Source organism: Arthrobacter sp. QXT-31, from assembly GCF_001969265.1.
GTDB lineage: Bacteria > Actinomycetota > Actinomycetes > Actinomycetales > Micrococcaceae > Arthrobacter.
Genome location: NZ_CP019304.1, coordinates 4,262,859 through 4,286,982 on the forward strand (window position 1 = coordinate 4,262,859; position 24,124 = coordinate 4,286,982).

At 62.7% G+C, this 24,124-nt stretch carries 19 protein-coding genes and 1 pseudogene; 12 read left to right on the forward strand and 8 right to left on the reverse strand.

The features are described from left to right. Nucleotides 1-34 precede the first annotated feature (34 nt). The gene (locus BWQ92_RS19435; protein ID WP_076802355.1) at nucleotides 35-1,336 is read right to left on the reverse strand and encodes an MFS transporter; all 1,302 of its coding nucleotides are present in this window, start codon (nucleotides 1,334-1,336) and stop codon (nucleotides 35-37) included. Next, complete coding sequence (locus tag BWQ92_RS19440) at nucleotides 1,333-2,052, reverse strand: ArsR/SmtB family transcription factor (protein WP_216639952.1); 720 nt, start codon at nucleotides 2,050-2,052, stop codon at nucleotides 1,333-1,335. Before BWQ92_RS19440 ends, BWQ92_RS19435 begins: the two co-directional genes overlap by 4 nt. A 112-nt stretch (nucleotides 2,053-2,164) precedes the next feature. Here BWQ92_RS19440 and BWQ92_RS19445 point away from each other — a divergent pair, with 112 nt between their 5' ends. From BWQ92_RS19445 to BWQ92_RS19475, 5 genes are all read left to right on the forward strand, one after another. Continuing rightward, nucleotides 2,165-2,731, forward strand: coding sequence for an OsmC family protein (locus BWQ92_RS19445; RefSeq protein ID WP_076802358.1), 567 nt, complete (start codon nucleotides 2,165-2,167; stop codon nucleotides 2,729-2,731). Between the two features lie 15 nt (nucleotides 2,732-2,746). Beyond that, complete coding sequence (locus BWQ92_RS19450; protein ID WP_076802360.1) at nucleotides 2,747-3,529, forward strand: methyltransferase domain-containing protein; 783 nt, start codon at nucleotides 2,747-2,749, stop codon at nucleotides 3,527-3,529. Nucleotides 3,530-4,840: 1,311 nt separating this feature from the next. Next, nucleotides 4,841-5,533 carry a DUF3223 domain-containing protein gene (locus BWQ92_RS19460; RefSeq protein ID WP_083706372.1) on the forward strand — a complete coding sequence of 231 codons (693 nt, stop codon included), beginning with the start codon at nucleotides 4,841-4,843 and terminating at the stop codon, nucleotides 5,531-5,533. 214 nt (nucleotides 5,534-5,747) lie between these two features. Next, the gene (locus BWQ92_RS19465; protein WP_236783006.1) at nucleotides 5,748-9,134 is read left to right on the forward strand and encodes an HNH endonuclease; all 3,387 of its coding nucleotides are present in this window, start codon (nucleotides 5,748-5,750) and stop codon (nucleotides 9,132-9,134) included. Nucleotides 9,135-9,890: 756 nt separating this feature from the next. After that, nucleotides 9,891-10,673, forward strand: coding sequence for a nuclease-related domain-containing protein (locus BWQ92_RS19475; RefSeq protein ID WP_236783007.1), 783 nt, complete (start codon nucleotides 9,891-9,893; stop codon nucleotides 10,671-10,673). Between the two features lie 125 nt (nucleotides 10,674-10,798). On the opposite strand, the gene BWQ92_RS19480 is transcribed toward BWQ92_RS19475, so the two are convergent. Both BWQ92_RS19480 and BWQ92_RS19485 read right to left on the reverse strand, forming a co-directional pair. After that, nucleotides 10,799-11,215, reverse strand: a complete 417-nt coding sequence (locus BWQ92_RS19480) for a hypothetical protein (protein ID WP_076802374.1) — start codon at nucleotides 11,213-11,215, stop codon at nucleotides 10,799-10,801. Then, nucleotides 11,187-11,486: a DUF4193 domain-containing protein gene (locus tag BWQ92_RS19485; protein ID WP_076802376.1), complete on the reverse strand. Its 300-nt coding sequence runs from the start codon at nucleotides 11,484-11,486 to the stop codon at nucleotides 11,187-11,189. Before BWQ92_RS19485 ends, BWQ92_RS19480 begins: the two co-directional genes overlap by 29 nt. A gap of 258 nt (nucleotides 11,487-11,744) precedes the next feature. Between BWQ92_RS19485 and BWQ92_RS19490 the strand changes: the two genes are divergently transcribed. Together BWQ92_RS19490 and BWQ92_RS19495 are read left to right on the forward strand one after the other, a co-directional pair. Next, a complete protein-coding gene (locus BWQ92_RS19490) occupies nucleotides 11,745-12,539 on the forward strand; it encodes a DUF6994 family protein (protein ID WP_076803846.1) in 795 nt (264 codons plus the stop codon). A 65-nt stretch (nucleotides 12,540-12,604) separates the two neighbouring features. Continuing rightward, complete coding sequence (locus BWQ92_RS19495) at nucleotides 12,605-13,303, forward strand: DUF6308 family protein (protein WP_076802378.1); 699 nt, start codon at nucleotides 12,605-12,607, stop codon at nucleotides 13,301-13,303. 90 nt (nucleotides 13,304-13,393) lie between these two features. Here BWQ92_RS19495 and BWQ92_RS19500 read toward each other — a convergent pair whose 3' ends face one another. After that, nucleotides 13,394-14,605 (reverse strand): hypothetical protein, encoded by a 1,212-nt coding sequence (locus BWQ92_RS19500; protein ID WP_076802380.1) that lies wholly within the window; start codon nucleotides 14,603-14,605, stop codon nucleotides 13,394-13,396. Between the two features lie 499 nt (nucleotides 14,606-15,104). Between BWQ92_RS19500 and BWQ92_RS19505 the strand changes: the two genes are divergently transcribed. Together BWQ92_RS19505 and BWQ92_RS19510 are read left to right on the forward strand one after the other, a co-directional pair. After that, complete coding sequence (locus BWQ92_RS19505) at nucleotides 15,105-17,711, forward strand: UvrD-helicase domain-containing protein (protein ID WP_172804312.1); 2,607 nt, start codon at nucleotides 15,105-15,107, stop codon at nucleotides 17,709-17,711. Nucleotides 17,712-17,897: 186 nt separating this feature from the next. Beyond that, complete coding sequence (locus BWQ92_RS19510; RefSeq protein ID WP_076802385.1) at nucleotides 17,898-19,667, forward strand: recombinase family protein; 1,770 nt, start codon at nucleotides 17,898-17,900, stop codon at nucleotides 19,665-19,667. A 10-nt stretch (nucleotides 19,668-19,677) separates the two neighbouring features. Here the strand turns inward: BWQ92_RS19510 and BWQ92_RS19515 are convergent, their stop codons facing one another. From BWQ92_RS19515 to BWQ92_RS19525, 3 genes are all read right to left on the reverse strand, one after another. After that, nucleotides 19,678-19,908, reverse strand: a complete 231-nt coding sequence (locus BWQ92_RS19515) for a hypothetical protein (protein ID WP_076802387.1) — start codon at nucleotides 19,906-19,908, stop codon at nucleotides 19,678-19,680. A 137-nt stretch (nucleotides 19,909-20,045) separates the two neighbouring features. After that, entirely contained in the window at nucleotides 20,046-20,375 is a 330-nt protein-coding gene (locus BWQ92_RS19520) for a hypothetical protein (RefSeq protein ID WP_442856735.1), read from the reverse strand. After that, nucleotides 20,353-20,688: a hypothetical protein gene (locus BWQ92_RS19525; protein WP_076802392.1), complete on the reverse strand. Its 336-nt coding sequence runs from the start codon at nucleotides 20,686-20,688 to the stop codon at nucleotides 20,353-20,355. Before BWQ92_RS19525 ends, BWQ92_RS19520 begins: the two co-directional genes overlap by 23 nt. 345 nt (nucleotides 20,689-21,033) lie before the next feature. Here BWQ92_RS19525 and BWQ92_RS19530 point away from each other — a divergent pair. The 3 genes and pseudogenes from BWQ92_RS19530 to BWQ92_RS19540 all read left to right on the forward strand — a co-directional run. After that, a pseudogene (locus BWQ92_RS19530) lies at nucleotides 21,034-21,822 on the forward strand (ATP-binding protein); the annotation flags it as partial. An 11-nt stretch (nucleotides 21,823-21,833) separates the two neighbouring features. Beyond that, nucleotides 21,834-23,018, forward strand: coding sequence for a DNA-processing protein DprA (gene dprA, locus BWQ92_RS19535; RefSeq protein WP_076803847.1), 1,185 nt, complete (start codon nucleotides 21,834-21,836; stop codon nucleotides 23,016-23,018). Nucleotides 23,019-23,072: 54 nt separating this feature from the next. Beyond that, nucleotides 23,073-23,999 carry a tyrosine recombinase XerC gene (locus BWQ92_RS19540; RefSeq protein WP_076802395.1) on the forward strand — a complete coding sequence of 309 codons (927 nt, stop codon included), beginning with the start codon at nucleotides 23,073-23,075 and terminating at the stop codon, nucleotides 23,997-23,999. Nucleotides 24,000-24,124 lie beyond the last annotated feature (125 nt).

Sequence of the window (24,124 nt, forward strand, 5' to 3'; positions counted from 1 at the left end):
AGCGCCGTCCTGGTTGCGGCTCCGGTTCATGGGTCTACCCCATGACGTGAGCGGTGCGTCGCGACCAGATCACGACGGGGATCAGGAGGAGGGACAGGATTCCTCCCGTGAGGGAAAGGACGGCGTAGCTGGTGCCGGCGACGACAAGGCCGGACAGGGCACCGCCGGACGCGCCGGCCAGGGCGATGAGAACGTCGATGGAGCCTTGCGTCGCGGCCCGTGTTTCGAGTGGTGTCGCGTCGACGATGAGGGCGGTGCCGCTGATCAGCCCAAAGTTCCAGCCAAGGCCCAGCAGTGCGAGGGCAACCATCAGCTGCATCATGGACTGTGCCGGGGCGGTGGCCGCGACAATCCCGGCCGCGAGCAGCGTCAGGCCCGCGGCGATGGCCATGGGGAACCGGCCGATTCGGTCGACCAGGACTCCGGTGACCAGCGAGGGCAGGTACATGAAGCCGATATGGATACCGATCACCACACCGACTTCGGTGAGGCTGCGCCCATGCGCCTGCATGTGAACCGGCGTCATGGTCATGATGGCAACCATGGCTATCTGGGTGAGGACCATGACGGTCGTACCGACGGTGACGCTGCGGTTGAGCCGCGGCGGTTCTGGTGCAGGCGGTGCGTCATGGACCGCCGTCGTGTCTGCCGATTCACGCGCGCTGAGAGCGGACGCCAGCAGGAACGGGTCGGGGCGAAGCCAGAGAAACAGCACCAGACCCGCGAACGTGTAGGCGGCAGCGGCGAGCAGGAACGGTCCGGCCAGGGGCGGAATCCCCAGGGCTGCGGCGACGGCTCCCATCGGGGTGACCAGGTTCGGGCCGGCGACTGCCCCCAGGGTGGTGGAAACCATGGCCAAGCTGACCGCCGTGGCGCGGCTCCGCGGAGTGGCGAGGTCGGTTCCGGCGTAACGTGCTTGCAGGTTCGTTGCCGTTCCTGCCCCGTAGACGAGAAGGGCGATGAAGAGCAGGATGACATTGTCTGTCAGCGCTGCCAGCACAACGCCGCCAGCTCCAATACCCCCGGCGATGAATCCTGACGTCAAGCCGGCACGGCGGCCGTGGCGCTGGGAAATCCGTCCGACGAGGAATGCTGCACCGGCGGAGCCGAGGGTAAACAGTGCCGCCGGCATGCCGGCCAGCCCTGCGGTGCCGAGCATCTGCTGCGCCAGGAGGGCCCCTACCGTGACACCGGCCGCGAGGCCGGCGCCCCCGAATATCTGGGAGATGATGACTACGACGAGCGTACGACGGTAGAGCGCGTCGCGGCGCTTCGGGGAGAGGGCGTAGGACTGGACGAGGCGCTGCGGGATCCGCTGCGCGGCCTGGACCTTCACGACGTGCCCGCAGGCGCGTTTGAGGCATTTGTCTCCACCGGCAGGCCCGCCGCTTCCCACTCGGGGTACCCGTCCTCGAGCCTGACGGCGGGGATGCCGCTTCGGCGCAACGTCCTGACGGCCTCGTCGGCGAACACGCAGTACGGGCCACGGCAGTAGGCGGCGACGGTGTGACCTTCCGGCAGCTCCCGCAGCCGCTCCGTCAGCTCCTTCACCGGGACCGAGACCGCGCCGGCGATATGCCCTGACCGGAACTCCGGCTCGGGTCGGACGTCAAGCACGACAATGTCCCCGCCGGCCATCCGGTCCCTTAGCTCGGTCCGGGTCAGGGTGCTCAGCGCCGACCGGTCTCCGAGGTACGCTGCCGCGAGCTCGTTGAGCTTTGCGACATGATCCGAAGCCACGAGACGGACGGCCGTCCAGAGCTGGGCCACCCCGGGCCCGCTGAGGCGGTAGTAGATCCGGGTGCCATCCCTGCGCGAGTGCACCAGCCCGGACCGTAGCAGGTGCTGGAGGTGCTGCGACGTGTTCGCGACGCTTTGCCCGATCTCCTGGGCAATCTCGTCCACCGGACGTTCGCCTTGGGCAAGAACGTCCACAATCTCGGCCCGCCGGCCACTGCCCAGTCCCTTCGCCACGGAGGCGAGTGCGTCAAACAGATCGTCCTTGGCTTCCCTGTCACCCACGTGCTTCCCCTCGCTGCCAAGTTTGTTCAAGTAAGTACTTGACAACATATACCCGCCAGGTGTGCTATTCAAGTATTCAAGTATTTACTTGATTATTAAGCCCGGATTCCTTCCGGGCATGACCGGAAAGAGGCGCAGGGCAATGGCCACCACAGCTACCGTCCGCAACGGCATCGACGTCAGCCGTCTGCTGGAGACAATCCACGCGATCGAAGCAGACCCCGCACAGGGCAGCTTCACCTTCAGTGCCACCAGCACCTGGAGCGACGGCACACACAACATCGGACGGATCCAAGGCTTCACCCACGCCGGCGTTCACGACGCCGGCCGGAGCCAGGGATTCACTCTGGAAGGGGATGAGCCGCCAGTGCTCCTGGGAAACGATGCCGGCCCCAACGCCGTCGAGCTTCTCCTGCAAGCCCTGGGCTTCTGCTACGCCGTGGGCTATGTCGCGAATGCGGCCGCCCAGGGCATCGAGATCGCCTCATTGCAGATGCAGGTTGAAGGCGACCTGGACGTCGGCAAATTCCTGGGCCTCGCCGGCCCCCGGCCGGGATTCACGGCGATCCGTGCACGGGCACGTGTGTCGAGCCCGAACGCCACCGTCGAGCAGCTGAAGGCGCTCTGCCAATACGTCCAGGACAGCTCACCGGTCCGTGACTGCCTGGCCAACCCGGTCCCGGTCGAAACCTCCCTCGAAGTCATCTGAACCGCAGGTACTGACATGAGCACCCCAACCACGGCAGCACCCGTCGACCGCGTCGACCTTGAAACCAAGGTCAAGCAGATCTACCGGGCGGTCGCCCAGAACCCCGCCGGCCACTACCACTTCCCGATGGGCCGCAGCCTCGCCGTAGGGCTGGGCTACCCGGCCGCGCCGCTGGACCTGGTCCCGGCCGGGGCCGTCGAGTCCTTCGCCGGCGTCGGATATAGTTTCGACCTGGCAGACCTCACCGAGGGCGAAGAGGTCCTGGACCTGGGCTCCGGCTCCGGGATGGACGCCTTCGTCGCAGCCCTCACCGTTGGGCCCGGCGGCCGGGTCGTGGGCCTGGACATGACCGAGGAACAGAACGCGAAGGCCGAAAATCTCCGGATGTCGGCGGGCTTTCCCCAGGTCACGTTCACCCAGGGCCACATCGAGGAACTCCCCTTCAGAGACGCAAGCTTCGACTGCGTCATTTCCAACGGCGTCATCAACCTCTCCCCGGACAAGAATGCGGTCTTCCGCGAAGCGGCACGCGTCCTGCGGCCTGGCGGACGCCTGGCCATCACCGACATCGTCACCGAAAAACAACTCACCCCTCAGATCGTCTGCAACACCGACCTGTGGGCCGCCTGCATCGGCGGCGCCGCCCAGACCGACACCTATCAGCAGGCGATCACCGACAGCGGGTTCATCCTGGAAAAACTAAGGAGGAACCCGTACGAGTTCCTGTCCGACAGAGCCCGCACCGCGGCCGCGAAATACGGTGTCATGAGCGTCTCATTCCTGGCACGTGTCCGCTGAACACCAGGCGGGCAGTCGACAGTGCGGGCATGCCCCGGCGGCGCACACGGCCGTCAGGGTCCGGTCCGACGTCATGCGTGACCAGCTCATCGAAGATCTAGGGGCCATACCGGCCATGCTGCGGAGGACATTGACCTGGGACCGGGGGTCCGAGATGGCCAAACACGCCGAGGTGACTGCAGCGCCAGGAACGCTGGTGTCTTTCTGCGATCCCGCCAGCCCGCGGCAGCGGGCTTCGAACGAGAACGCCAACGGCTTGCTCCGCCAATGCTTTAGGAAGGTGTCGACCTCAGTGCGGTAGAACCGACTGATGTCCGCCTCGCCGCTGATGAGATCAACGGCCGGCCCCGTGCCGTCCTTGATTGGTCCAGTGCAACTGCCAGGTTGCTGTACATCATGCCGGTGCTGGCTGTACGCCTGCACGAACTCATTTGGACAAGAATTCCGTAGCTAGCGGGGACCCGCAGCACGGAGGCAGTGCCGGAGATCGCCAACACATGAGCATGTGGTGGCGAGGGCGAGATTGGCGTGCTGGCACGGATCTGAAGCTAGCTTTTCGCTCGTTTACGAGCACATCCCTAGACCGATTCACACGCCTCCGGACGCATGTCCTCAGTGTGAATGCGGTTCGGCTGGTCCGCAGCCAGCTCGTAGGCCACTGATCGTGCGCAGCGGCCACAACTCGTGGTTCTGCACAGTCCTGGCGCGTCGGCTACCAAGCTGGACTTCCTTATGCCCCAGAGTCCTTCCAGCAGCGGCAGTCCTTGTGCCCCTGGATGACGAGAACCCGTTCCTCTCCGAGCAGGATGATGTGTTCATAGCTGAGCATGCCTCCAGTGCAGCATCGGCGAATGGCTGCCGGTAGAAGCGTCTTGGCCTATGTGGAAAACCGTAGGGTAACGGCATCGGAGCGCTCTGCCCGTGAGCTTCCTGTGACCACCACCGAAATCCGAGCGGCGGCGAACCAGGGACGAGCCTCCAGTTCCGGGAACCTTCGTGGAAGTATCACCCCCTCTTTCCTTCACCCTCGACGGCGAGTTTGGCCGGCGTGCGCTGTCGGAACCCGACAGTTAGTGAACATGTGGTGATCGCAGTGGGAGGGTGCTGTTTGTGCTGATTTAGCAGGGATCTTTTCTCCTCGTTAATGAGCGAAAAACATACCCCTCACATAGACCCCCTGGGAGTATGTCCTTAACCGAAATAGTGATGTGCATTGTGAAAACCGGCATTTCGCTCGTGCGAACGCATTGTTTCCGCTGACGTGGCAATGAAGGCCTCGCACCTTGCAACGTCTCACGCCCCCTGTCGGAGATGATGGTTGCAGCGGCGAGTGATCCGAAGAAAGAAGTGGGCGCAATGGCAAAGTATGTGGTCGGCGAATTCTCCTTTGCAAAGAAGGGGGAGGTCGAGCAACTTCTTAGATCAGTTCTGGAAGAGCTGGAAGTCGGTGCGATGGTCACCGATTCTTTCGTGGCTGATCTCCTCACGTCCTTGGCCAGAGAGCACCCCGAGGCAACAGAAAAAGTCGGCGCGGGGATTGAATGGTGGGTTGTCGCCTCGAACAAGGATCTTGGATACACATCGAAGGGTTTCCGCGCCAAGCAGCGGGGACGGGACGAGCTTGTACGCTTCAGCTACACCGACGTCCTGAGGCCGCCGAAGCAGCGAGCATTGGTGGCTGAGGCCCTCACGCAAGAGGCTCTGGACATTACCCGACGGTTCCGGACGAAAGCCTTTGCTGGCGGCCCGGTCCAATGCGCTCTCACTGGAAAGATGATCCCAGAGAAGACCATGGCTGATGCCGTCCACCTCGCTCCGCCTAGAGGTCAGCTGCACGCGGCGTTCCTGGAGTCGGAAGGACTGACCTACGAGTCGGTCGAGCTGGTGAAGCATCCGGTCGAGTCCGGATACCGTCTAGTTGATCGGCAACTTGCTGAACGATGGAGGACCTTTCAGGAAGAGAACGTGGACGGGATGGCGATCGTCCTTCGTCGCGAGCAATAAGTTCTGGCTCTCGTTTCCCACCTTGGCGAGCTTAAGTTGAAGGACTAGTCAAGACGTGGCGATTTGGCCCTTTAGCGACTGGCAGAATGAACGAGATGTCGTCTGTGAGACTACGTGAGGATCTTTCGATTTTGGGAGCGGGATGGGGATCGCAATTCGGGATCGCAAGGTTCTGTGGGCACGCGCACACAACCAGTGCGCCTACCCTGCATGTTTGCAGGAACTTATCGAAACACCGGAGATAGGCAATGGCAGCACTGTCCTCGGCGAGGAGGCGCATATTCGGGCGCAGAGTCCTGGGGGCGCAAGGTATGACCCCGAATATGCGGAGGTCGACAGTTATGAAAACCTCCTGTTGCTGTGCCCGACCCATCACACCCTGATCGATAAGGATGGTGGGTCTCGGTTCACGGTTGCTTGGCTTCTCGAGATCAAGTCAGATCACGAGAGACAGCAGAAGCGGCACAGCGAACTGCAGACTGCAATTCGGGCCTATTTGGGGGACCGTTATCACGCAGAAGATATTATCCAATTCCAACAGGTAGACATTCATGGACCTTCGGTGGATTCCATGTTTGTTGATGTGCCGATTGGGGGCCGTCGGGACGGTACTGCCGTCACCGAATTTCTGGCACAGATAGCAGATGCAGACCCCGGGGACACTGCGGAACTCGAAATGCCCTCGGATTTCGTGGTTGCCGGTGCCACTCAGGCACTTCTGCATCCCGACTGGGTTGGCAACGCAGTTCTCGTCGGTGGACCCGGGCAGGGAAAGTCGACCGTCCTCCAATACGTGTGCCAGTTCCATCGTGCACGCCGGCTCGGCGAAGATGCGTATACGGCCGGAGATCTGGATCTCGTTAGAGCAGCCACACCGGCGCGTTTTCCTGTGCGGGTGGACTTACGAAAATACGCGCAATGGGCCGAAGCAAATCCGTCGAGGCCTAATAAGGGGAAACGATCACGTCGAAAATCCCGGGACAGCCACTGGGACGGCGTGAATGATGGTTGGCGGAGCCTGGAGGAGTATGTCGTTGAGGACATCGGCCGTCACATCGGGGCCAACAAGTTCGAAGCGCGAGACCTGGCCGTGCTGCTGGCTACGGAGCCGGTCCTGTTGGCCCTGGACGGCCTGGACGAAGTGGCTAGCCTGCCACTACGAGAGCGTGTAACTAAGGAGATCGCGGGAGTTCAAGCCCGTCTCAGCCCAATCGCCGCCAACTTGGTAATTCTGGTAGCAACACGACCAGGGAGCTCGTTGCGGCCTCTGACAGGAACGAAGTCATTTCCCGTCCTACTCTTGCAGCGGCTCACCCAGGGTTTGAGGCTTCAGTACCTTCAACGCTGGGTCGCGGTTTCGAAACTTTCGAAAGAGTCATCTGAAAGGCTTCAAGCAGCCTTCATGGACAACCAATCCTTGCCTCACATCAACGAACTCGCCTCGTATCCGATGCAGCTGGCGATCCTACTGCATTTGCTTCACCGGAGACAGCTCCTACCGCAACAGCGAACAGAGCTCTATAGGGAGTATCTGAAGACGTTCCTTGACCGTGAACAGACCGAAGACAAAGAACCGCTGCTCGGTAATCAAAGACGTGTTGTGGAGAACACACACGCGTTTCTGGCGTGGTATATCCAGACGAAGGCGGAGCAAGGAGAGAGCTCGGGAGCGATCGGCCGCGACCAGCTCCGCACGCTCCTTCGGGAATTTCTCGCGGGGCGCAACGAAGAATTGAAGCTTGCGGAGACGCTATATTCCGCAATCACAAGCCGAGTCCTGTGCCTGGTCGAGCGGGATGACGCTTTCGAGTTTGAAGTCCAGTCCCTGCGTGAGTACTTTGCCGCCTGGTACATTTTCCAGAACCTTCCGCCCAAGGGAAACGGCAACTCCAGGGATGACGGGCTAGACGCGCTCTTGGAGCGTCCTTATTGGGCTAACGTCTGCCGCTTCTTCATTGGCATGCTGTCAGACGGGGAAGTCCGGGCGCTGCGAGACAATTTCCGAGTCGTCGACAAGCGCGTATCGCCGCTGCCCATCATTCGTTCAATGGCCGCCACGATTCTCAATGATCGGACTTACGAGGGGCACACCGACTCGACAATCCGCGACGCCGTGAACATGGTGCTCGATGGCCCGGGGGTACTCCTCGCTGAGGATGGTTTGTTTGACGGCGGCGGAGCACCGTTAAGACTAGGGGAGCGGGCTGGCCGTTCCCAAGCTGTTGCCCACTTGAAAGAGCGACTCGAGGGAAACGAATCCAGTGTGCGGCGCGACGCAATCGCCAGTTGCCTGCGGGGCCATGCAATACCCGAGGATGACCTTGCGAGCTGGTGGTGGAGCCAATTTGACCTGAGCCCGGATTGGTTCGGGTCAGCGTCGATCCTTGGAATCTTCAACGCTCTTGGTGGTGTGCAGGTTAGCCACCTACGCTCCCTGATTAGCAAAGTCGACCAGGATTCTGAGTGGTACACAGATCTTCTCGCCCGGGGACGATACGACGGCGGAGATTTGGAGATACTCGAGGCAGCAAGGAGAGAACTCAACGACGGGGCCGCAGGCAGCACCAGATCTGACTTGGGAAAAACTGACTTAACGATCTTGATTGAATGCGCCGAGATTACGGCAGCTGGGACTATCCTCCGTGCGCCTCAAGCTGAAGACATGCTTTCTCGAGGGCGTGCGGCCCGGCTCAACAGTGACTCTTTTAGCTCGCGCATTCTGAGAGCTACTTTGACATTCCCTGACAATTTCGATTCATCGTCGCCCGTCGACTGGCAAGAGCGGCTTCTTGTGTTGGCCGAGGTCTGGGGCGGCGGCTATGTCTTGCGCCGTGCCGTGTCGGCGATCCCGGAGAGCATTGACAACGCGGCGATTGAATCCATGGGGCGCAACACGAGCAGAGACCTGTCCGAGGCGGTCGCAACAGAAGTCGCATACCGTGCAAACCGTGGGAACTCTGAGTGGTGGCGGACTCATTTGGAGTCGAGTAAAGGACCTTGCGATCGCATGATTGCAATCTTGGCCCTTTTTGAGCGTTCACATGCCAAGGTGTTCATTGAGCTCTCGGACATCATCGACAAAATGGTCGGGACACTTGCACCGAAGCGCTACAGAATTGTGGAACATACCCTTCGCAGAGATGCGGTAGCCCGCAGGGTTCGCCCACTCGCCCTCCAGGAGGCCCTGCGAACAAAACAAATAGACCTTTCCGGGAGGGCGCTCTGGCTCGTGAGAATCGTCGGCTCTGACGCAACCAAGAAGCGAGTGGGTCCGGAGCTCGAAACGAAACTCGGTGACTTGCTTAGGTCAGGAGTCACCGACGGGCGTGAGGCCGTTGGTGCCGCGTACACCAAGAGAAAGTTGAAACTGGCTGCGTTCAAGCACGCCCGTCAAGCCCTCCCGCCAGGCAGCTGGGCAAGTGATGCCATCCTCGCAAGCATGACCCTCCCGCTTGCAAAAGAAATACTCTTCGAGCCTGAGAACTGGCCTATCGACATCGTGCAGATTGCATCAGAACGGATGCTCGCCGAACGAACCCGACGACTGAAAACACTGGATGAAGTCTCTTCGACATATCGCTGGTTCGACGAGGAGAAATAGGTAGTCGTCGCCGAAGCTGGCTCAGCGGGCTTCCGAATGGGTGTCGCAGCCTTTCCGCAGGCCCCTTTCTTCTCCAAGCAGGATGATGTCCATAATTGAGCATGTCTCCAATGCAGTATCGGCGGACGGCTGCCCGGCGGAGGTCCCGAACGCGTTGAGAAAGCATTGATACTCTGGATTAGGGCGAAAAAGGGGGAACACGGAAATGGGTCTTAGAAATCTTTTTCAGCGAAAAGCCGTAACCGCGGCACGCACGAGTCCCCTTGGGGCGGCAACCCCAGTCCCGGACGCGTTCACGTCACCGGAGCTCCAGGAGGAACTGCGGGTGGCGTGGGCAGAACTCGCTGAGGCTGCCAAGGCCTCGAAAGTGAGAAACGTTCACGCTTGTACGCGCACAGGCCGACATTGGACGGAAGACCCGGTGGCGGTCAGAGCCGTAGCGGGCGCACTCCGTGAATTTCCGGATACCGACAGCCAGCCGACGACGTAGCGGCATGTCGCCCGTGGTTTTTGCAGCTCACTGGAGCACGGCGGTCAACACTTTCACTAAAGTCGCGTGGCAGTTCGCGCGGTCTTTGGCATGCCGTAAGCGCGACAGGTCCAACACAGTTCCTGGCTGTGGGTGAAGATGAAGCTTATGACAAAGCGTATCCGCGGAATAGCCGTCGTAAGTTACCTGCAGACTCTGTCCGTTTCGGCGATCCACCCCGCGTCCTCATGAGGCAGATGAGGCTCCGGTACTCCGGAGGATGCAGGATGTGCGGTACATCTCTTCCGGCCGGGACGGAAGCGATCTATGAGAGCGAGACAAAGACCGTCCGCTGCTTGGAGTGTCCCACAGAGGCTGCCGAATCCACGTCCCACGACCTCGAACCGGCTTGTGAGGCGTTGCCAGCCAATGAGTCTGGAGTAGCCGGGTCGTCAGCCCGACGCGAGTATGAGCGTCGCAAAGCGAAAGACGAGGAAAAGCTCCGCGGGAAGTGGGGTCCATTCGGCGGCATCGCAGTCGCCGTCTCTGACGAACGCCAAAGCACCAAGGCCTGGGATCGAGGCGCGATTGGCGAGGAACGCCTCGGCGCTCGGCTGGATGCCCTGGCCGCCGATGGCCTGGCCGTCCTTCACGACCGACGCATCCCCGGATCGAAGGCCAACATCGACCACATTGCCATCACTCCCGGTCGAATCTGGGTCATTGACGCCAAACGGTACAAGGGACGGCCTGAACTGAAGATCGAGGGTGGCATCCTTCGCCCCCGCGTCGAGAAGCTCCTCGTCGGCCGACGTGATTGCACGAAACTGGTCGATGGGGTGCTCAAACAGGTCGACGTCGTGCGAGACCTCGTCGGGGATGTTCCGGTCACCGGGGCGCTGTGCTTTGTTGGAGCCGACTGGCCCTTGATCGGAGGCGCATTCTCGACCCATGGCGTCCATGTACTCTGGCCGAAACGGCTGGCCAAAGTGCTTGTAGAAGAGCCAGCCGGCGACGTTGATGTAGCGGCGGTGCGTGAGTCATTAGCCTCGCGATTCAAGCCTGCTTGAGTCAGGTGCCCACGTTCCAGTCCGCTCTGGGACGACGACGTTGAACATGAGCCAATCTTCAGGACGTAGCGCTCAGCCTTGTCCCGGCAAACTTATCTGGCTTGGGATACGGCAGAGCCAAGCTCTTAGCTACGCTTTTCGGCCGGCCGGTACCTGTCACCAAAGGCGACCAAGGAGCTCTGGAGCAGCGTCATGCTGCCCAGTATGTCTACTGGCCGGGAACGGGATTCTGCCGGCAGTGGGCTGACCATCCAGGCGGCGAACACGTTGTGGGGAATCTTCAGGCTCATCGCCTGATCAAAGAGACGCAACACAGGTTGGTGGAAGAGCCCATCTTTGAGCTGGAAGCCCGGGCAGAAGGTTCCCTCGCCGATGAATACCCGAACTGCCCGGCGCATGGCCTCCGGGTCGCCGAGGGATTGGAAATGCGTCTCCAGGTCTGCCGCTGTCGGCAGGGTGAATTCTTCGCGGATGCTGTCCCAGATATGCTCCGGGACAGCCGGCCAAAACCGCTCAGCCAACACACTCGACGCAGTAGGCATGGCCGTCGTTCTCGCTCGCCTTCTGCGAACGGTGGCGGACCAGGAAGCAGGACCAGCAGGTGAACTCATCGTCAGCCTGCGGGATGACCTGGACGACCAGCTCTTCGGCAATGAACTCCCCGCCAGGGGTCAGGCCGTCCAGGGCGTCAGCCTCGTCGAGCTCCTGAACCACGGATTTCGCATCCGGGGCTTTGGCGGACTTCAGGGCCTCCAAGGAGTTTTCCTGGGATTCCTTGACGTCGGTGCGCAGTTCATCGTAATCGGTTGCCACGGAGGTGCATCTCTTCTCTGTTGATGGGGATTACCGATCCTGCAACGTACAGGACACGGGAAGAATTCCATAAAAAAGCGGCTGCATGGGCACACAATCAGAACCCCAGGGAACATGGGCATTGCCGAGAGTCAGTCGGCCACTTGGGGTTTCAATATCAGGAAGTGACACCTAGTCTGGGACAGAGCCGATGGCCGCGACATTTGTGGACCCAACCACCGGTTCGTGCGTCTTATAACTCTGGTCTTTGGGGGAAACTTGAGTGATCCGGAATACCCGCAGCAGCAACAGCCGCGCGTCTTCGATACTTCGTTCAATTACACGACCGACACCCCTCCAGGGACTGACCCGGACAGTGGCAGTCCGAATCTCCGGGCGGACCACGAGCTGCTGTGGACCAAGGAGCTGCGACCCGGCGTCGTCTTCGAACCGACCGCGCCGCCGAAGCGTGGGGACGGCTACCTCATCTTCACTGCCCCCTCCGAGACGAGGCATTGGTACGGCAGTGACGCCATCACGAGCTCATACAGCCCACCCCGGTCACGTACGGCGTCTCTGGCGAACGCCATCGCCTCGCTGAACGAGGACGAGCGGTCCCGCTACCTGAATCCGCCGTACACCATCGGCAGCGCGATGATCTGGCCCGTCAGGAAGAAGGACCGACCCACGATGAACCAGGCCCGGGGGTTCAGGTCGCTCATCGCCGACCGGATGGATCTGACCCTGGAGTGCATCCGGCGTCATTACGCAGGAGAACCGGAGAGCCCTCTGGCCGATGTCATCAACGCGTACGCGGACTTCTTTGCGCTCTTCGACGGGTTCAAGGAGTTTGTGGAGTTCTTCCACTTTCAAGACCTCGTGACACCCGACTACGAAGAGGTTCGGTTCTACCTGCCCTTCGACAACTTCAAGCGTTCCGGGATGCCGGCCACAAAAGACGAGTACGTAACGTACCGGGAGGCCACGCTGGAGTTCATCTCGGCACGGAACCGTCGGATGGCCGCTTGGGTCATGGAGAACCACCCCGGGATTGAGGTTCGCCATACAGACTGACCACCCAGCGACGTCGCAGGGTCAGTCAGGGTCATAGTCCGCGCATTGAAGCCATAGGGGGATTCATGGAACTACCAGCCATCCTGAAAGAAGAGAACGTCGAAGCCGCAGCCGAACTGCTCCGGCGCTACTACCTTGAACCGTCCACAAAGACGGGGCTGCTCAGTACCGGCAGTTACTTTGATGAATGGGCGAACCGCGGCGACAACCCGGAGGTGAGGGACAGGATCACCGACAGCGACGCTGTCGCCGTGTCCATGCTCAGCGTCAAAGTGCCGGCCCAGGCCATCATCGGACTGCAGGAGAAGCTGTTGGCGGCGAATATACGGGATCTCCTGGCTGATATACCCACCGACGTGAAGATGAGCGACCTCACGGTCGCGGAAGCAGAAGCCACTCTCGGGGAGGGCAGCCCCTCATGGCTGCTCTGGCAGGAGCTGAGACGCACACCCAAAACGCGCTGGGATGTCGGGGCCACCACAGCCAGCAAGATCATGGCGAGGAAGCGACCGCATCTCATCCCCATCTGGGACAAAGTAATTGGGGCAGTCGTGGGCAAAGACACCTCTGAAGGCCAATGGCTGAATTGGCACAACCTCTTCATGGAAGACCCCGACCTTGCTGGACGATTGGGGCGCATTCACAAGCTTTCTATGGTCCAGACACCCATTTCCGAACTGCGCATCATCGACGCCATCCTGTGGCGCTACGGCAAGGACCATGGCATCAAGGGCGGGCGATCCGGCAAACTCGGAATCACCTGAATCCCGCCAGTGTCAGCGATGCCACGAGGAACCTGGTCGCATAGCGGGCCAGCGCCCGCGCCAAGTTCGTAGCCGGCCAAGGTCTGCTGACTATAGAGCTCCATCGCCTTTCATCATTTGCTGCGCCAAACGAATCGGATCGTTGGGGTCCTGGGCCGACACAATTTCATTAAGCTTCGCTGTTAGGTATGCGAGAAGCTCGCGGTTCCACTCCAGTGGCGACCCGTCAAAGGAAATCGGTCGTTCTCTGCCCGCATTCTGAATGGCACAAACGACCAGACCGTACATCTCCTGTGTGGAGTCGAGGATGAAGTCCTTTAGGGCCGCGTGTTCGGATGCGCCCAGATCACCCTGCTGCTGGTGATGATTACTGTGTTGAAGCAAGCACAGGCTTTGTCCCGCGTATGAAATGTACTTCTCAATGAGCCATTGACCATCCACTTCGTCATTGGTCATGTAGGTCCTCAAGGAGTACCGGTAGAGCATGGGTTGAAGGTACTGCTCCATAAGCGGCCACAGCATCCGGGGGTTGTTGCCGTTTTCAAAGTACCTAAACGACAGCTCTTCCATGGCAGCGTCAAAGGCTGGCAGAGACCGCGCATCCGCAAGGTCAGGTATTCGGACGGCAGGCCTTGAATCCTGGATATGTTTGGGCTCCGGGCGCAGCGGTATGTGGTCCGTTGACGTATTGTCCAGGCTGGGAGTCAGGGCTTTATCAATAATCCGAAGTAGCTCGGATATACCCTCCATCGCCTCGCCGTAGAGGTTTGGTGGGAGCCCTTCCAGCCAGACCGCGATGCGCATTCGATTGCCGTCACGGAACCGGAGCGAGGCAATGAGATTGTTCGAAGGCCCTTGATAGTCGATATGGCTGAGCGCCGGAGCGGACGAGGCGGGCATCAATATGGAGCAGGCGTTGAGTTCTCCAAGCTGAGCAAGTATGGGGCTCCCTTCGGCAGGGTCATCCGCCAAGAGGTCGCTTTCCTCGAAGAATCCGGTTACACCGTCCTTTGTAATGATCCAGCCATCCCATCGCCGCTCTTCTGCCCCTTCCCCAGATACGTAGGTAGCAGGGAGCATTACTCGATCCCCGAGGAAGGACAGGTCGACTGTCTCGAAGTAGCGGTCCGCTCCTTCCGCCATCGCTTTTACTTCGCGCTCCGCTGTTCCTGCCGGATACCCAGCATCGAATACAGCGCCGCCGGCCGCGCCGAATACCCGATCACACATCTCCTGGACGAGAGCTGCCCTGGCGAAGGGATCCTGGTCGTTCTTGAGTTGCTCCTCGTACTTGCTGATCAACCAGGCCGCTTCTGCTCTTCCAACTATCGGTTGGGGAATACCGGGGATCCTGCTGTTACGAGGCAAGTAGGCTACCTGTCCCATAGCGATAGCAATCGCAGGAGGCACACCCAGAGCCTCAAGTCGACGTCGGACATCATCGGCTGCGCCGTCCAGGATTCTCCCCATGGTCATATGATCTGACCCCAATGGTTCAACGACAACCCTAAGCCGAGAAACTCCCTGCCTTGACAGCGGCCGAAACCATGTCTGGTGGAGACGGGCCCGGCGGGAAGAGACCTGGTGCGAAGGATTGCCCCCGTCCCGCTCGGTTTGGTCGTGTTGCCTGTAGGCTGCAGATCAGCACGAACCCGGGAACGCACTCGACGACACACAATTCCTCGCTGATACCGTGGAAAGAGGGCAGTGGTCTCCTTTTGAACATGTGTGAGTCGGGGGAAGCATGACGGAGTGGAGGCCGGGTTGGTGGGCACGCGCGTTCAGAGGTGCCGGGTCATGGGTGCTGTCGATCCGTGAGGGCCGCCTGCGCGTCTGCGGAATCCCCCAGGAGGTGGACGCTGATGTCATCGACGTCCTCGGACTCGCAGTCGATGCAGGCTCAGGGCAGCTCATCGTCACTCTCGTCCACGGGACGGAGACGGTGCTCAATGGGCTGTCTCGTCGCGCAGTGCGTGAGGTCGCCGCGGCGTACCACTCCGAGCTCGATGAGCGACGGCATCTCGCCGCCCTGCTCTCAAAGGCTGAGGAGCAGGGCGAGACGGCGCGCCTGTGGTGGTCCCGGGTGCAAGAGGTGATGAACCGACCCCGGTGGGCGGACCAGGACACGATCGCCGCACTCGAGGGCTCTCGTCCAGATGTCGCAGCGTGGTTGGCTGCCGACAGCGATCCGAGGCTCTCTGGGCTTCCCAAGGACAAACGCGAGGACCAGCGTGAAGCGGTCGACGCTTGCCGTACCACTGACTTATCTGCGTGGACTGTCCAGCGGAATGAAGCATTCCTGGAGTGGGAGAAAAATGAGTTGGCGGACTTCTTCCGCACGGTCGAGAAGTCGCCGTTGACGGAAGAGCAGACGAGGGCGACGGTCTGCTTCGACAACAGGGTCCGCGTTATCGCGGCCGCGGGCTCGGGGAAGACCTCGACGATGGTGGCGCGCGCCGGTTACGCGATCCAGCGCGGCATCGCAGAGCCGACCGAGATTCTTGCTCTTGCTTTCAACAAAAAGGCAGCCGGCGAACTCTCGGACCGTCTCGTGTCCCGCCTCGGCAATGATGGTGCCGGCGTGGCGTCGAGCACGTTCCATGCCTTCGGGCTGCGTATCATCGGCGAGGCCACTGACCGCAAGCCGTCCCTTCCCGATGACCTGACCGCGGACAACGGGATCGGGCGGCTCGCGAGGATCGTGGATGTCCTCCGCGACCAGGACCAGGCCTTCCGGCGGGACTGGGACCTCTTCCGGCTCGTTTTCGGCCGGCAGCTTCCGGATCTCGGTGGTGAAGCCGATCCTGAGAAGTCGGACAGGAACACAGGTACCAGCGGCTTCGGTACTCTCGCAGGGGAGATCGTCAAGAGCCAGGAAGAGGTGATGATCGCAAACTGGCTCTTCCTGAACGGTGTCCGCTACCAATACGAACGTCCCTACGCGTACGACGTCGCGGACGCACACCACCGGCAGTACCAGCCTGACTTCTACTACCCGGACATCGATGTGTGGCATGAGCACTGGGCGCTCGGTCTCGACGGCACCCCGCCGCCCCACTTTGACGGGTATGCCGAGAGTATGCAGTGGCGGCGTCACACTCACGTCCGTTACGGCACTCGACTGATCGAGACAACTTCGGCGACCATCCGGGACGGGTCCGGGTTCGAGCACCTCGAGCAGGAGCTGCGCCGGCACGGAATCCAGCTAAAGGAAGACCCTTACCGGGAAGCAGCCGGGGAGCCACCGATCAGCGACCAGGCGATGCTGGCGCTGACGCGGTCCTTCATGTCACACGCGAAGGGCAACCGCCTCACCCCTGATCTGCTGGCGGAGCGGGCCGGCCGGACTTTGCGGGCCAGGCTCTTCACTCGCCTGTACGGCGTCGTCCTCGCCGAATGGGACAGCCAGCTCCGCGCTGCGGGCCAGATCGATTTCGAGGACATGCTGAATCTCGCCACCGATCACGTAGAGTCCGGCCGGTGGATGAGCCCTTACCGGCTCGTCATGGTCGACGAGATGCAGGACACCAGCGCTGCCCGTGCGGCGCTGGTGAGGGCGCTGATGAAGACTCCTGGAAACTACCTGTACGCGGTCGGCGACGACTGGCAGTCCATCAACAGGTTCGCGGGCTCAGACCTCAGTGTGATGACCCGCTTCGATAATTGGTTCGGGACAGCGTCCACCATCTGGCTGGACCGCACCTTCCGGTCCCCGCAGTCCCTGTGCGATGTCGCCGGTGGGTTCGTGATGAAGAACCCCAATCAAATCTCCAAGAACGTCCGATCTTCAGCGCCGGAGACTGACGAGACGGTGTGCGCCGTCAGTGTACGGGAGCGCAGCCACTACGGATCGGTCGTTCGGCAGCACCTGACAACCCTTGACTCAGAGCTCACTGAGCCGGCCACTGTGCTGCTGCTCGGCCGGTACTCCCGGTCCAAGGACGATGTCATCTCGGCGCTGGAAGCCAGATACGCCAACCTGACCATCGAGTTCAACACCGTGCACGCCTCAAAAGGAAAGGAGGCAGACTACGTCGTTGTGCTCGGCCTTGAGAGGAACGGATTCCCCAGCATTGTCGAGGATGATGCTCTCCTGCAACTGGCCATGGCCGCCCCCGACTCCTACCCACACGCAGAAGAACGACGCCTGTTCTACGTCGCACTGACCCGTGCCAAGCGCTCAGCGCTCCTGGTCACGCGCGCCGGTAGGGAATCAGCGTTCCTCCTCGAGTTGGTCGGAGATCGTGTCGTCAAGATCCGATCCGCGACAGGCGACGATATCACCCCAGTGGTCTGCCCGAAATGCAAGAAACACACGATGAGGGAACGCAAAGGGCGCTACGGCCGGTTCTTCGGCTGCACCGGGTACCCGACCTGCAAAGGAACGATGAAACTCGCTGAGAGTTAGGGACAAGGATATTTCCATGTTCCGAGGCGCAGGCTCTACGCTTCGCGATATTTTGGCCGGCTGACGAGTCCAACCCACGTGGTCGGCCAAGCCGAGCTTTGCGGAATGCAGCACTTGCGCGAGGCCATCATCACACCGATACACAGACCAAGGGGGTCACCACCCTTAGAAATGTATGCTTGACGGGTGCGAGCCGTTGCTTATATCCGCAGATCCAAAGACCCCGCCGAGGGCAACGCGTCGCTCGTCGACCAGCGCTCGTGGATCATGGCGGAGAGCCGCAAACATCACCACACGGTCGCTAAGCATGACATCTTCGAAGAGGTCGTAAGCGCGTACCGCGACCGGAACCGCCCCGAGCGCGACCGCCTGGAGAAGGTTCTTGCCGAGGGTGACGTCAAGGTGCTCTACGTCCGGGACCTCGACCGGCTGGCGCGGCGGCTGATGGACACCGCCCGCATCGTCGACACCTGTAACCGCCATAACGTGACGATCTACACCCACGACCGGGTGTTCGCCCCACGGTCGCCCGACACCATCCTGCTGATCTCCGTCCTCGGCGGCCTGGCCGAGACCGAAGCGGCGACCACGAGCAAGCGGCTCAAGCGCACCGCCGAGAACATCCGCCAGAAGGGTGGGTGGAACGGCCCGCCACCCTACGGCTGGGTGCTGCCCGAACAGCGCAATGCCGACGGCGTGAAGACGCTGAAGCTGCACCCGAAGGAGAGCCGGACGGTGCGCCGGATCGTCGACTGGCGGCTCGACGGACTCTCCGTCGCCGAGATCGTCCGGGAGCTCAACCAGCAGGGCCTGACCAACCGCGAGGGCCGGCCGTTCCAATACCGCGCCGTCGCCTCGCTACTGCGCCATCCGCTCCTGGCCGGATACAACTCCCTCACGGCCAAGGCCGATGGACGCAGCGTCGGCCCAGGTCCGGACTTCCGCGATACGCGCACGATCGTCATCGACAAGGATGGGCGTCCGGTCAAGAGTCATGAGGCGGTCTGCACGGAGGCCGAGTGGGAAACCCTGCGCCTGCTGATGAAGCCCCAGCCACTCAAGCGGACCCGGGCCTGCGCCGGAGGCCTTCCCCTGGTCGGCCTCGTCTACTGCGCGGGCTGCGGCACCAAGATGACCAGCAACAGGTCGATGGGTGAGTCGGGAACGTACGTGTGCAACGGACGGATGCGCGGCGCTGACTGCCCCGGCGCTGCAATCAACAGGGAAGCACTGGAGGGCTTCATCCGCGACGTCGTCGCAGGATCGCTCGACAGCCCCGAAGTGATGGAGCTGCAGACCGAGAGGCTGAACCAGGCCGCGGCCGGGAGCATGAGCTCGGAGCTGTCCGAGCTCCACGAACAGGCTGATGCCCTGGGGGACTCCATTCTGATCCTGCGGGCCCAGATCAACACCGCGCCGGCCAGCGCGATGTCGGCACTGCTGAACCGCATCGGTGAGGAGGAGGCCCTCAAGGGTCAAATCGAGATGCGGATCTCGGAGAAGACCGAGGGGCGACCGAGGGCGATCCCCGACATCAGCGGGGCCGAGTTCCTCGAGCTCTCCGAGACGGAGCAGAAGTCCATCATCAGGGCTTTCCTCCGCAAGGTCGTGGTCTACGCCGACGACGGAAAGCGCGGGTCGGTCAAGGGGATGTTCGGCTCCCAGGGCACGAACCTGAGCCGGATCGGCTTCTGGTATCTCGGCGAAGCGGACGACCAGGAGCCGCGCCGGGGGGGCGGGTACTCGCTCATGCCCTCGAACGGCAGCTACCAGTGCCCCAAGTGCGAAGAACCCCGAACGTTCCGCTACCGGAACAACCTGCGCCACCACATGAACTACGCGCACCCGCAGCCAGTGCCGTGTCCTGAGTGCGGCGAGGAATTCCCTTTGCCCGGGCTGCCCAGCCACCGCCGCAACAAGCACGGGGTCAAGGGCTCACGCCAGTCCTGGAGCTGACTCTCGGGGACTAAGCGGCCCGACGGCGACCCAAGCGCGCGGGCTTGGCTGCCTCAGCTGCCTCCGCCCGCCGGATGGCCACCGAGGCCGCCACGGCGGCTCCGGCCTGGATGGCCTCCACCGGGATCGGGCGGACGGCGATCGCGGCTGCAGCTGCCGCCGGGACCTGCACTGGCCTGCGCGGGGAGGCATAGGCAGACGAAGCCACACCGCGTTCAGCGGTGGTGACCTGTCCTGCCATGACTGCCTGCCTCAGATAGCTGTGCTTTGAATGCCTATCGGCACTCTATCAACTAATGAGTCAAAGGATCAATCGAATCGAATCTGATACGAGTCGAATCGTCACACTTGGGGATGAGTCGACGAGATGGAGCGGGCTCAGGCTGCGGCAGTCCCGGTGTCGCTGATCCCGGCCAGCAGCCACTGCTCGGACAAAGGGTCGCGGCGCAGCTCGAAGGTTCGCAGCGCCGAAGTGGACGTCAACCGGACCTGGACCTGCCAGTGTTCGACGCTGATCGGGTCGCCGCAGCCCACCGGTGCCCGCTTGATGGTGTTCCACCAGTCGGCGCGGGTGAACCAGTGCACAGGTTCCGCGGCCACAGCCCAGATCCTGCCGTCATGCCTGACGGCCAGGGGAACCCCCTTCGCGGTGAAGCGGACCTCCACCGGAGTGTCCAGAGGTTTGCTATTTGATGCTGTTGCTGCCACGGGTCCGCTCTCCAAGGTTCCTGTTCATCAATTCTTCCCGGCGGGTAACCGCCGAACTCCACACCCAGGTCCGGTACGTCACCGGCCCGTCCTTCCATGTCGCTTCGACCGCTTTCGCTGTCCAGGCGAAGACCTCGCCGTCCACCAGTTCTGCGCAGTTCGGGAACCGGATCCATGCCTTGACGGGGATTCCGGGATACCCGTTCTTGGCCGGGAAGTGTTCGAAGCCGAGCTCTTCCACGGTCAGCCCGATCGGGCCGGCCCGCCGCGCATACTGCGCTTGCAGTGCAGCGGCGAACTCTTCGGAGGACATAACACAACCTTAGAACACATATTCGAATAGGCGACCCACAAAGATGGCGGCTACGGCCGGCCGCCTCGCTCCCGGGAATCACCATTGGTCCTGTTTTTCGATCCCCTGGGCACCAAGTTATAAAAGGGCTCCGACAACGTCCGGAACGGACTGATCCTGGTCCGCTGCCGGCTCGGCACAAAACGGCGCAGTGTCCGATAATGGGGACATGCCAGCTGCTTCTGCCCCCTGCACCGTCCACCACCTCTACTCCACACCCGGTCACCTCCTCCCCGCGTGCGGTGTAACCCCCGGCCCTGACGGGTCCGAGTGGCACACCGGACACGACGCCGGGGTCCTGCATAGGTGACGGCGATCCACTCCCTGTGCCAGCTCCCGACATCCGGCGTGCAGCTGGTCCGGCGGCCGCCCTTCGAAAATCCCCACCACACGGCGACAGCAGCGGCGATCATCGGCGGCGGGTCAGGGCTGCCGCGTCCCGGCGCAGCATCACGTGCGCACCGCGGAATCCTGTTCCTCGATGAGGCACCGGAATACGAACGCAGGGTCCTGGACGCGCTCCGGCAGCCCCTTGAAAGCGGCGAGCTGGTCATCCACCGCTCTGCGGGCGCAGCAGCCTACCCGGCCCGGTTCCAGCTTGTGCTGGCGGCCAACCCCTGCCCTTGCGGCAAGGCCGCGGGGAAGGGCATTGAATGCACCTGCACCCCCTTCATGCGGCGCCGCTACATGTCGCGGATGTCCGGGCCGCTCCTGGACCGCGTGGACATCCAGCTGCAGGTGGACCGCGTGTCGCTGACAGACTTCGGCCAGTCCGGGGGAGCGGAAGACAGCGCAACGGTCGGTGCCCGCGTCCACGCCGCCCGGGAAAGCCAGCTGCAGCGGCTGCAGCCCCTGGGCCTGGAAACCAATTCCCAGGTGCCCGGCCGGATTCTGCGCGGCGAGCTGAGACTGGCGTCGGCCACCACCCGGATTCTGGACCAGGCGCTGGAACGGGGCGTGCTCACGGCCCGGGGCTATGACCGCGTGCTCCGGCTCGCGTGGACCCTGGCCGACCTCGGCGGCAGGGAACAGCCCGACGGGAACGACATCGGACAGGCCCTGAGCCTCCGCCAGACCGCCTCGGCAGCGGCGTGAAAGGGATCAACATGCACAACGAGAGACTGGCCCGAGCCGCGCTGTCCAGGCTGATGGAGCCGCAGGACGCCGCGGGCCTGGCCCTGGTGCACGTCGCCGGAGCGGAGGACGCCCTGAGAATAGCCACCGGCCAGGTCGGTTACGGACCGGGGCTGGAACAGGACATTACGGTGCTGCTGGCCGAGCACAGTTCGGTGAACCCGTGGGCTGGCCTTGGTGCCGCACTGCGGCGCTGGGCACCCAGGATTCCCGACCTCGCTCCTGAGCGTGACCTGGCTACCATGCAGCGCCTGGGCGGCCGGATGATCATACCTTCGGACGGGCTGTGGCCACGGCAGCTTGACGATCTTGGCCTGCACCAGCCGATCTGCCTCTGGTGGCGGGGTGTCGAGCTCGAACTTCCCCCGGCCTCGAAGGCGGTCGCCCTGGTGGGCTCGCGGGACAGCACCAGTTACGGTGCGTCGGTGACCGGCGATCTTGCCTACTCGCTGGCGCAGCGGGGATTCACGGTGGTGTCGGGCGGCGCCTACGGGATCGACGCCCACGCGCACCGGGCCGCCCTCGCCGGCGGATCGGATGCGATGCCGACCATCGCCGTGATGGCGGGCGGCGTGGACCGCTTCTACCCCTCGGGCAACGAGGATCTCCTGCGCGCCGTGGCAAACCAGGGTGCCGTTCTCGCAGAGGTGCCGCCCGGCTCTGCGCCGACGCGCTACCGCTTCCTCCAGCGGAACCGGCTGATCGCCGCTCTTGCATCCGTCACCGTCGTCGTGGAAGCCAGATGGCGGTCGGGTGCCCTGAACACCGCCCATCACGCGGAAACTTTGGGCCGCGCTGTGGGAGCGGTTCCGGGCTCGGTGCACAGCGCCAACTCCGCAGGCTGCCACCGGCTCCTGCGTGACGGCGGCGCCGTCTGCGTCACGGACGCCGGGGAAGTCGCCGAGCTCGCCTCGCCCAGCGGCCAGTCCCTGCCTGACGAAAGGAGCGGCCAGGCGGCCGAGCACGATGGCCTGACGCTCGAGGACCTGATCCTGCTGGACGCCCTCCCGCTGCGGTCCGCCAGTTCGGTCGAAAAACTCTGCACCGTGGCCGGCCTGGGTGCTGAATCCGTGCGCGCGGGTCTCGGCAGGCTGGCGCTGCTTGGACTGGCCGTCTCCGAGAAAGGCGGATGGAAGCGCACCAAGCAATCGACCTAGAGCTGGCAGCGTGCCGTTCCCTGATTCTGCGCCGAATGCTGGGACAGTGGGGGAGTGGAGAAACAGGAATTGCCGGCAGCCCTCGCCCAGGCGGTCACGGGCTTCGGCAGGTACCTGACGGGCGAACGGGCGCGGTCCGAACACACGGTCCGCGCATACGTGGCGGACGTCTCCAGCCTCCTGGGCTACGCGGCCAGTGAAGGGGTCACCGATCCTGCGGATCTCGAACTCGGAACGCTGCGGCGCTGGCTGGGCAGCCAGAGCGAGGCCGGCGCGTCCCGTTCCACACTGGCACGCCGCGCGGCCACGGCGCGCTCCTTCACCGCCTGGGCGCTGCGGGAAGAACTCATTGAAACCGATCCCGCCCTTCGGCTGCAGGCCCCCAAACGCGATGGCTCACTGCCGGGCGTGCTGCAGCAGCAACAGCTCGCCCGGCTGCTGGCCGACCTCAACGAGGCAGCCCAGGATGGTGATCCCCTGGCATTGCGGAACCGGGCGATGGTTGAGCTGCTTTACGCCACCGGCGTCCGGGTCGGCGAGCTGGCCGGCCTGGACGTCGACGACCTCGACCCGGACCGCCGGACCCTGCGGGTGCTCGGCAAAGGCAACAAGGAACGGACGGTGCCTTACGGGCTGCCGGCTGCGGTCGCCGTCGACGACTGGCTCCGCCGCGGACGGGGAAAACTGGCGGCCCCGGACAGCGGACCCGCCCTGTTCCTCGGCATGCGCGGCCGCCGTGTTGACCAGCGGCAGGTCCGCAGCGTGGTGAAGGACCTGTTCGAGGCGCTTGGGGATACCGCCGCCACGGGGCCGCACGCCCTGCGGCACACCGCCGCCACCCACCTGCTCGAAGGAGGCGCGGACCTTCGGGCCGTCCAGGAAATCCTCGGCCACAGCAGCCTGGCCACCACCCAGATCTACACCCACGTATCTGTGGACCGGCTGCGGAAGAGCTACCAGCAGGCCCACCCCCGCGCCTGAGCGCCTTTCTTCGGCGCGTCTTCTACAGCGTGTCTTCTACACCACGCCGAATTGCACTGGCGTAATTAGACGGCGTACGGCACAATAAGATCCAAGTTCGGCAACTTTCAAGTTGGGCTTGAAGC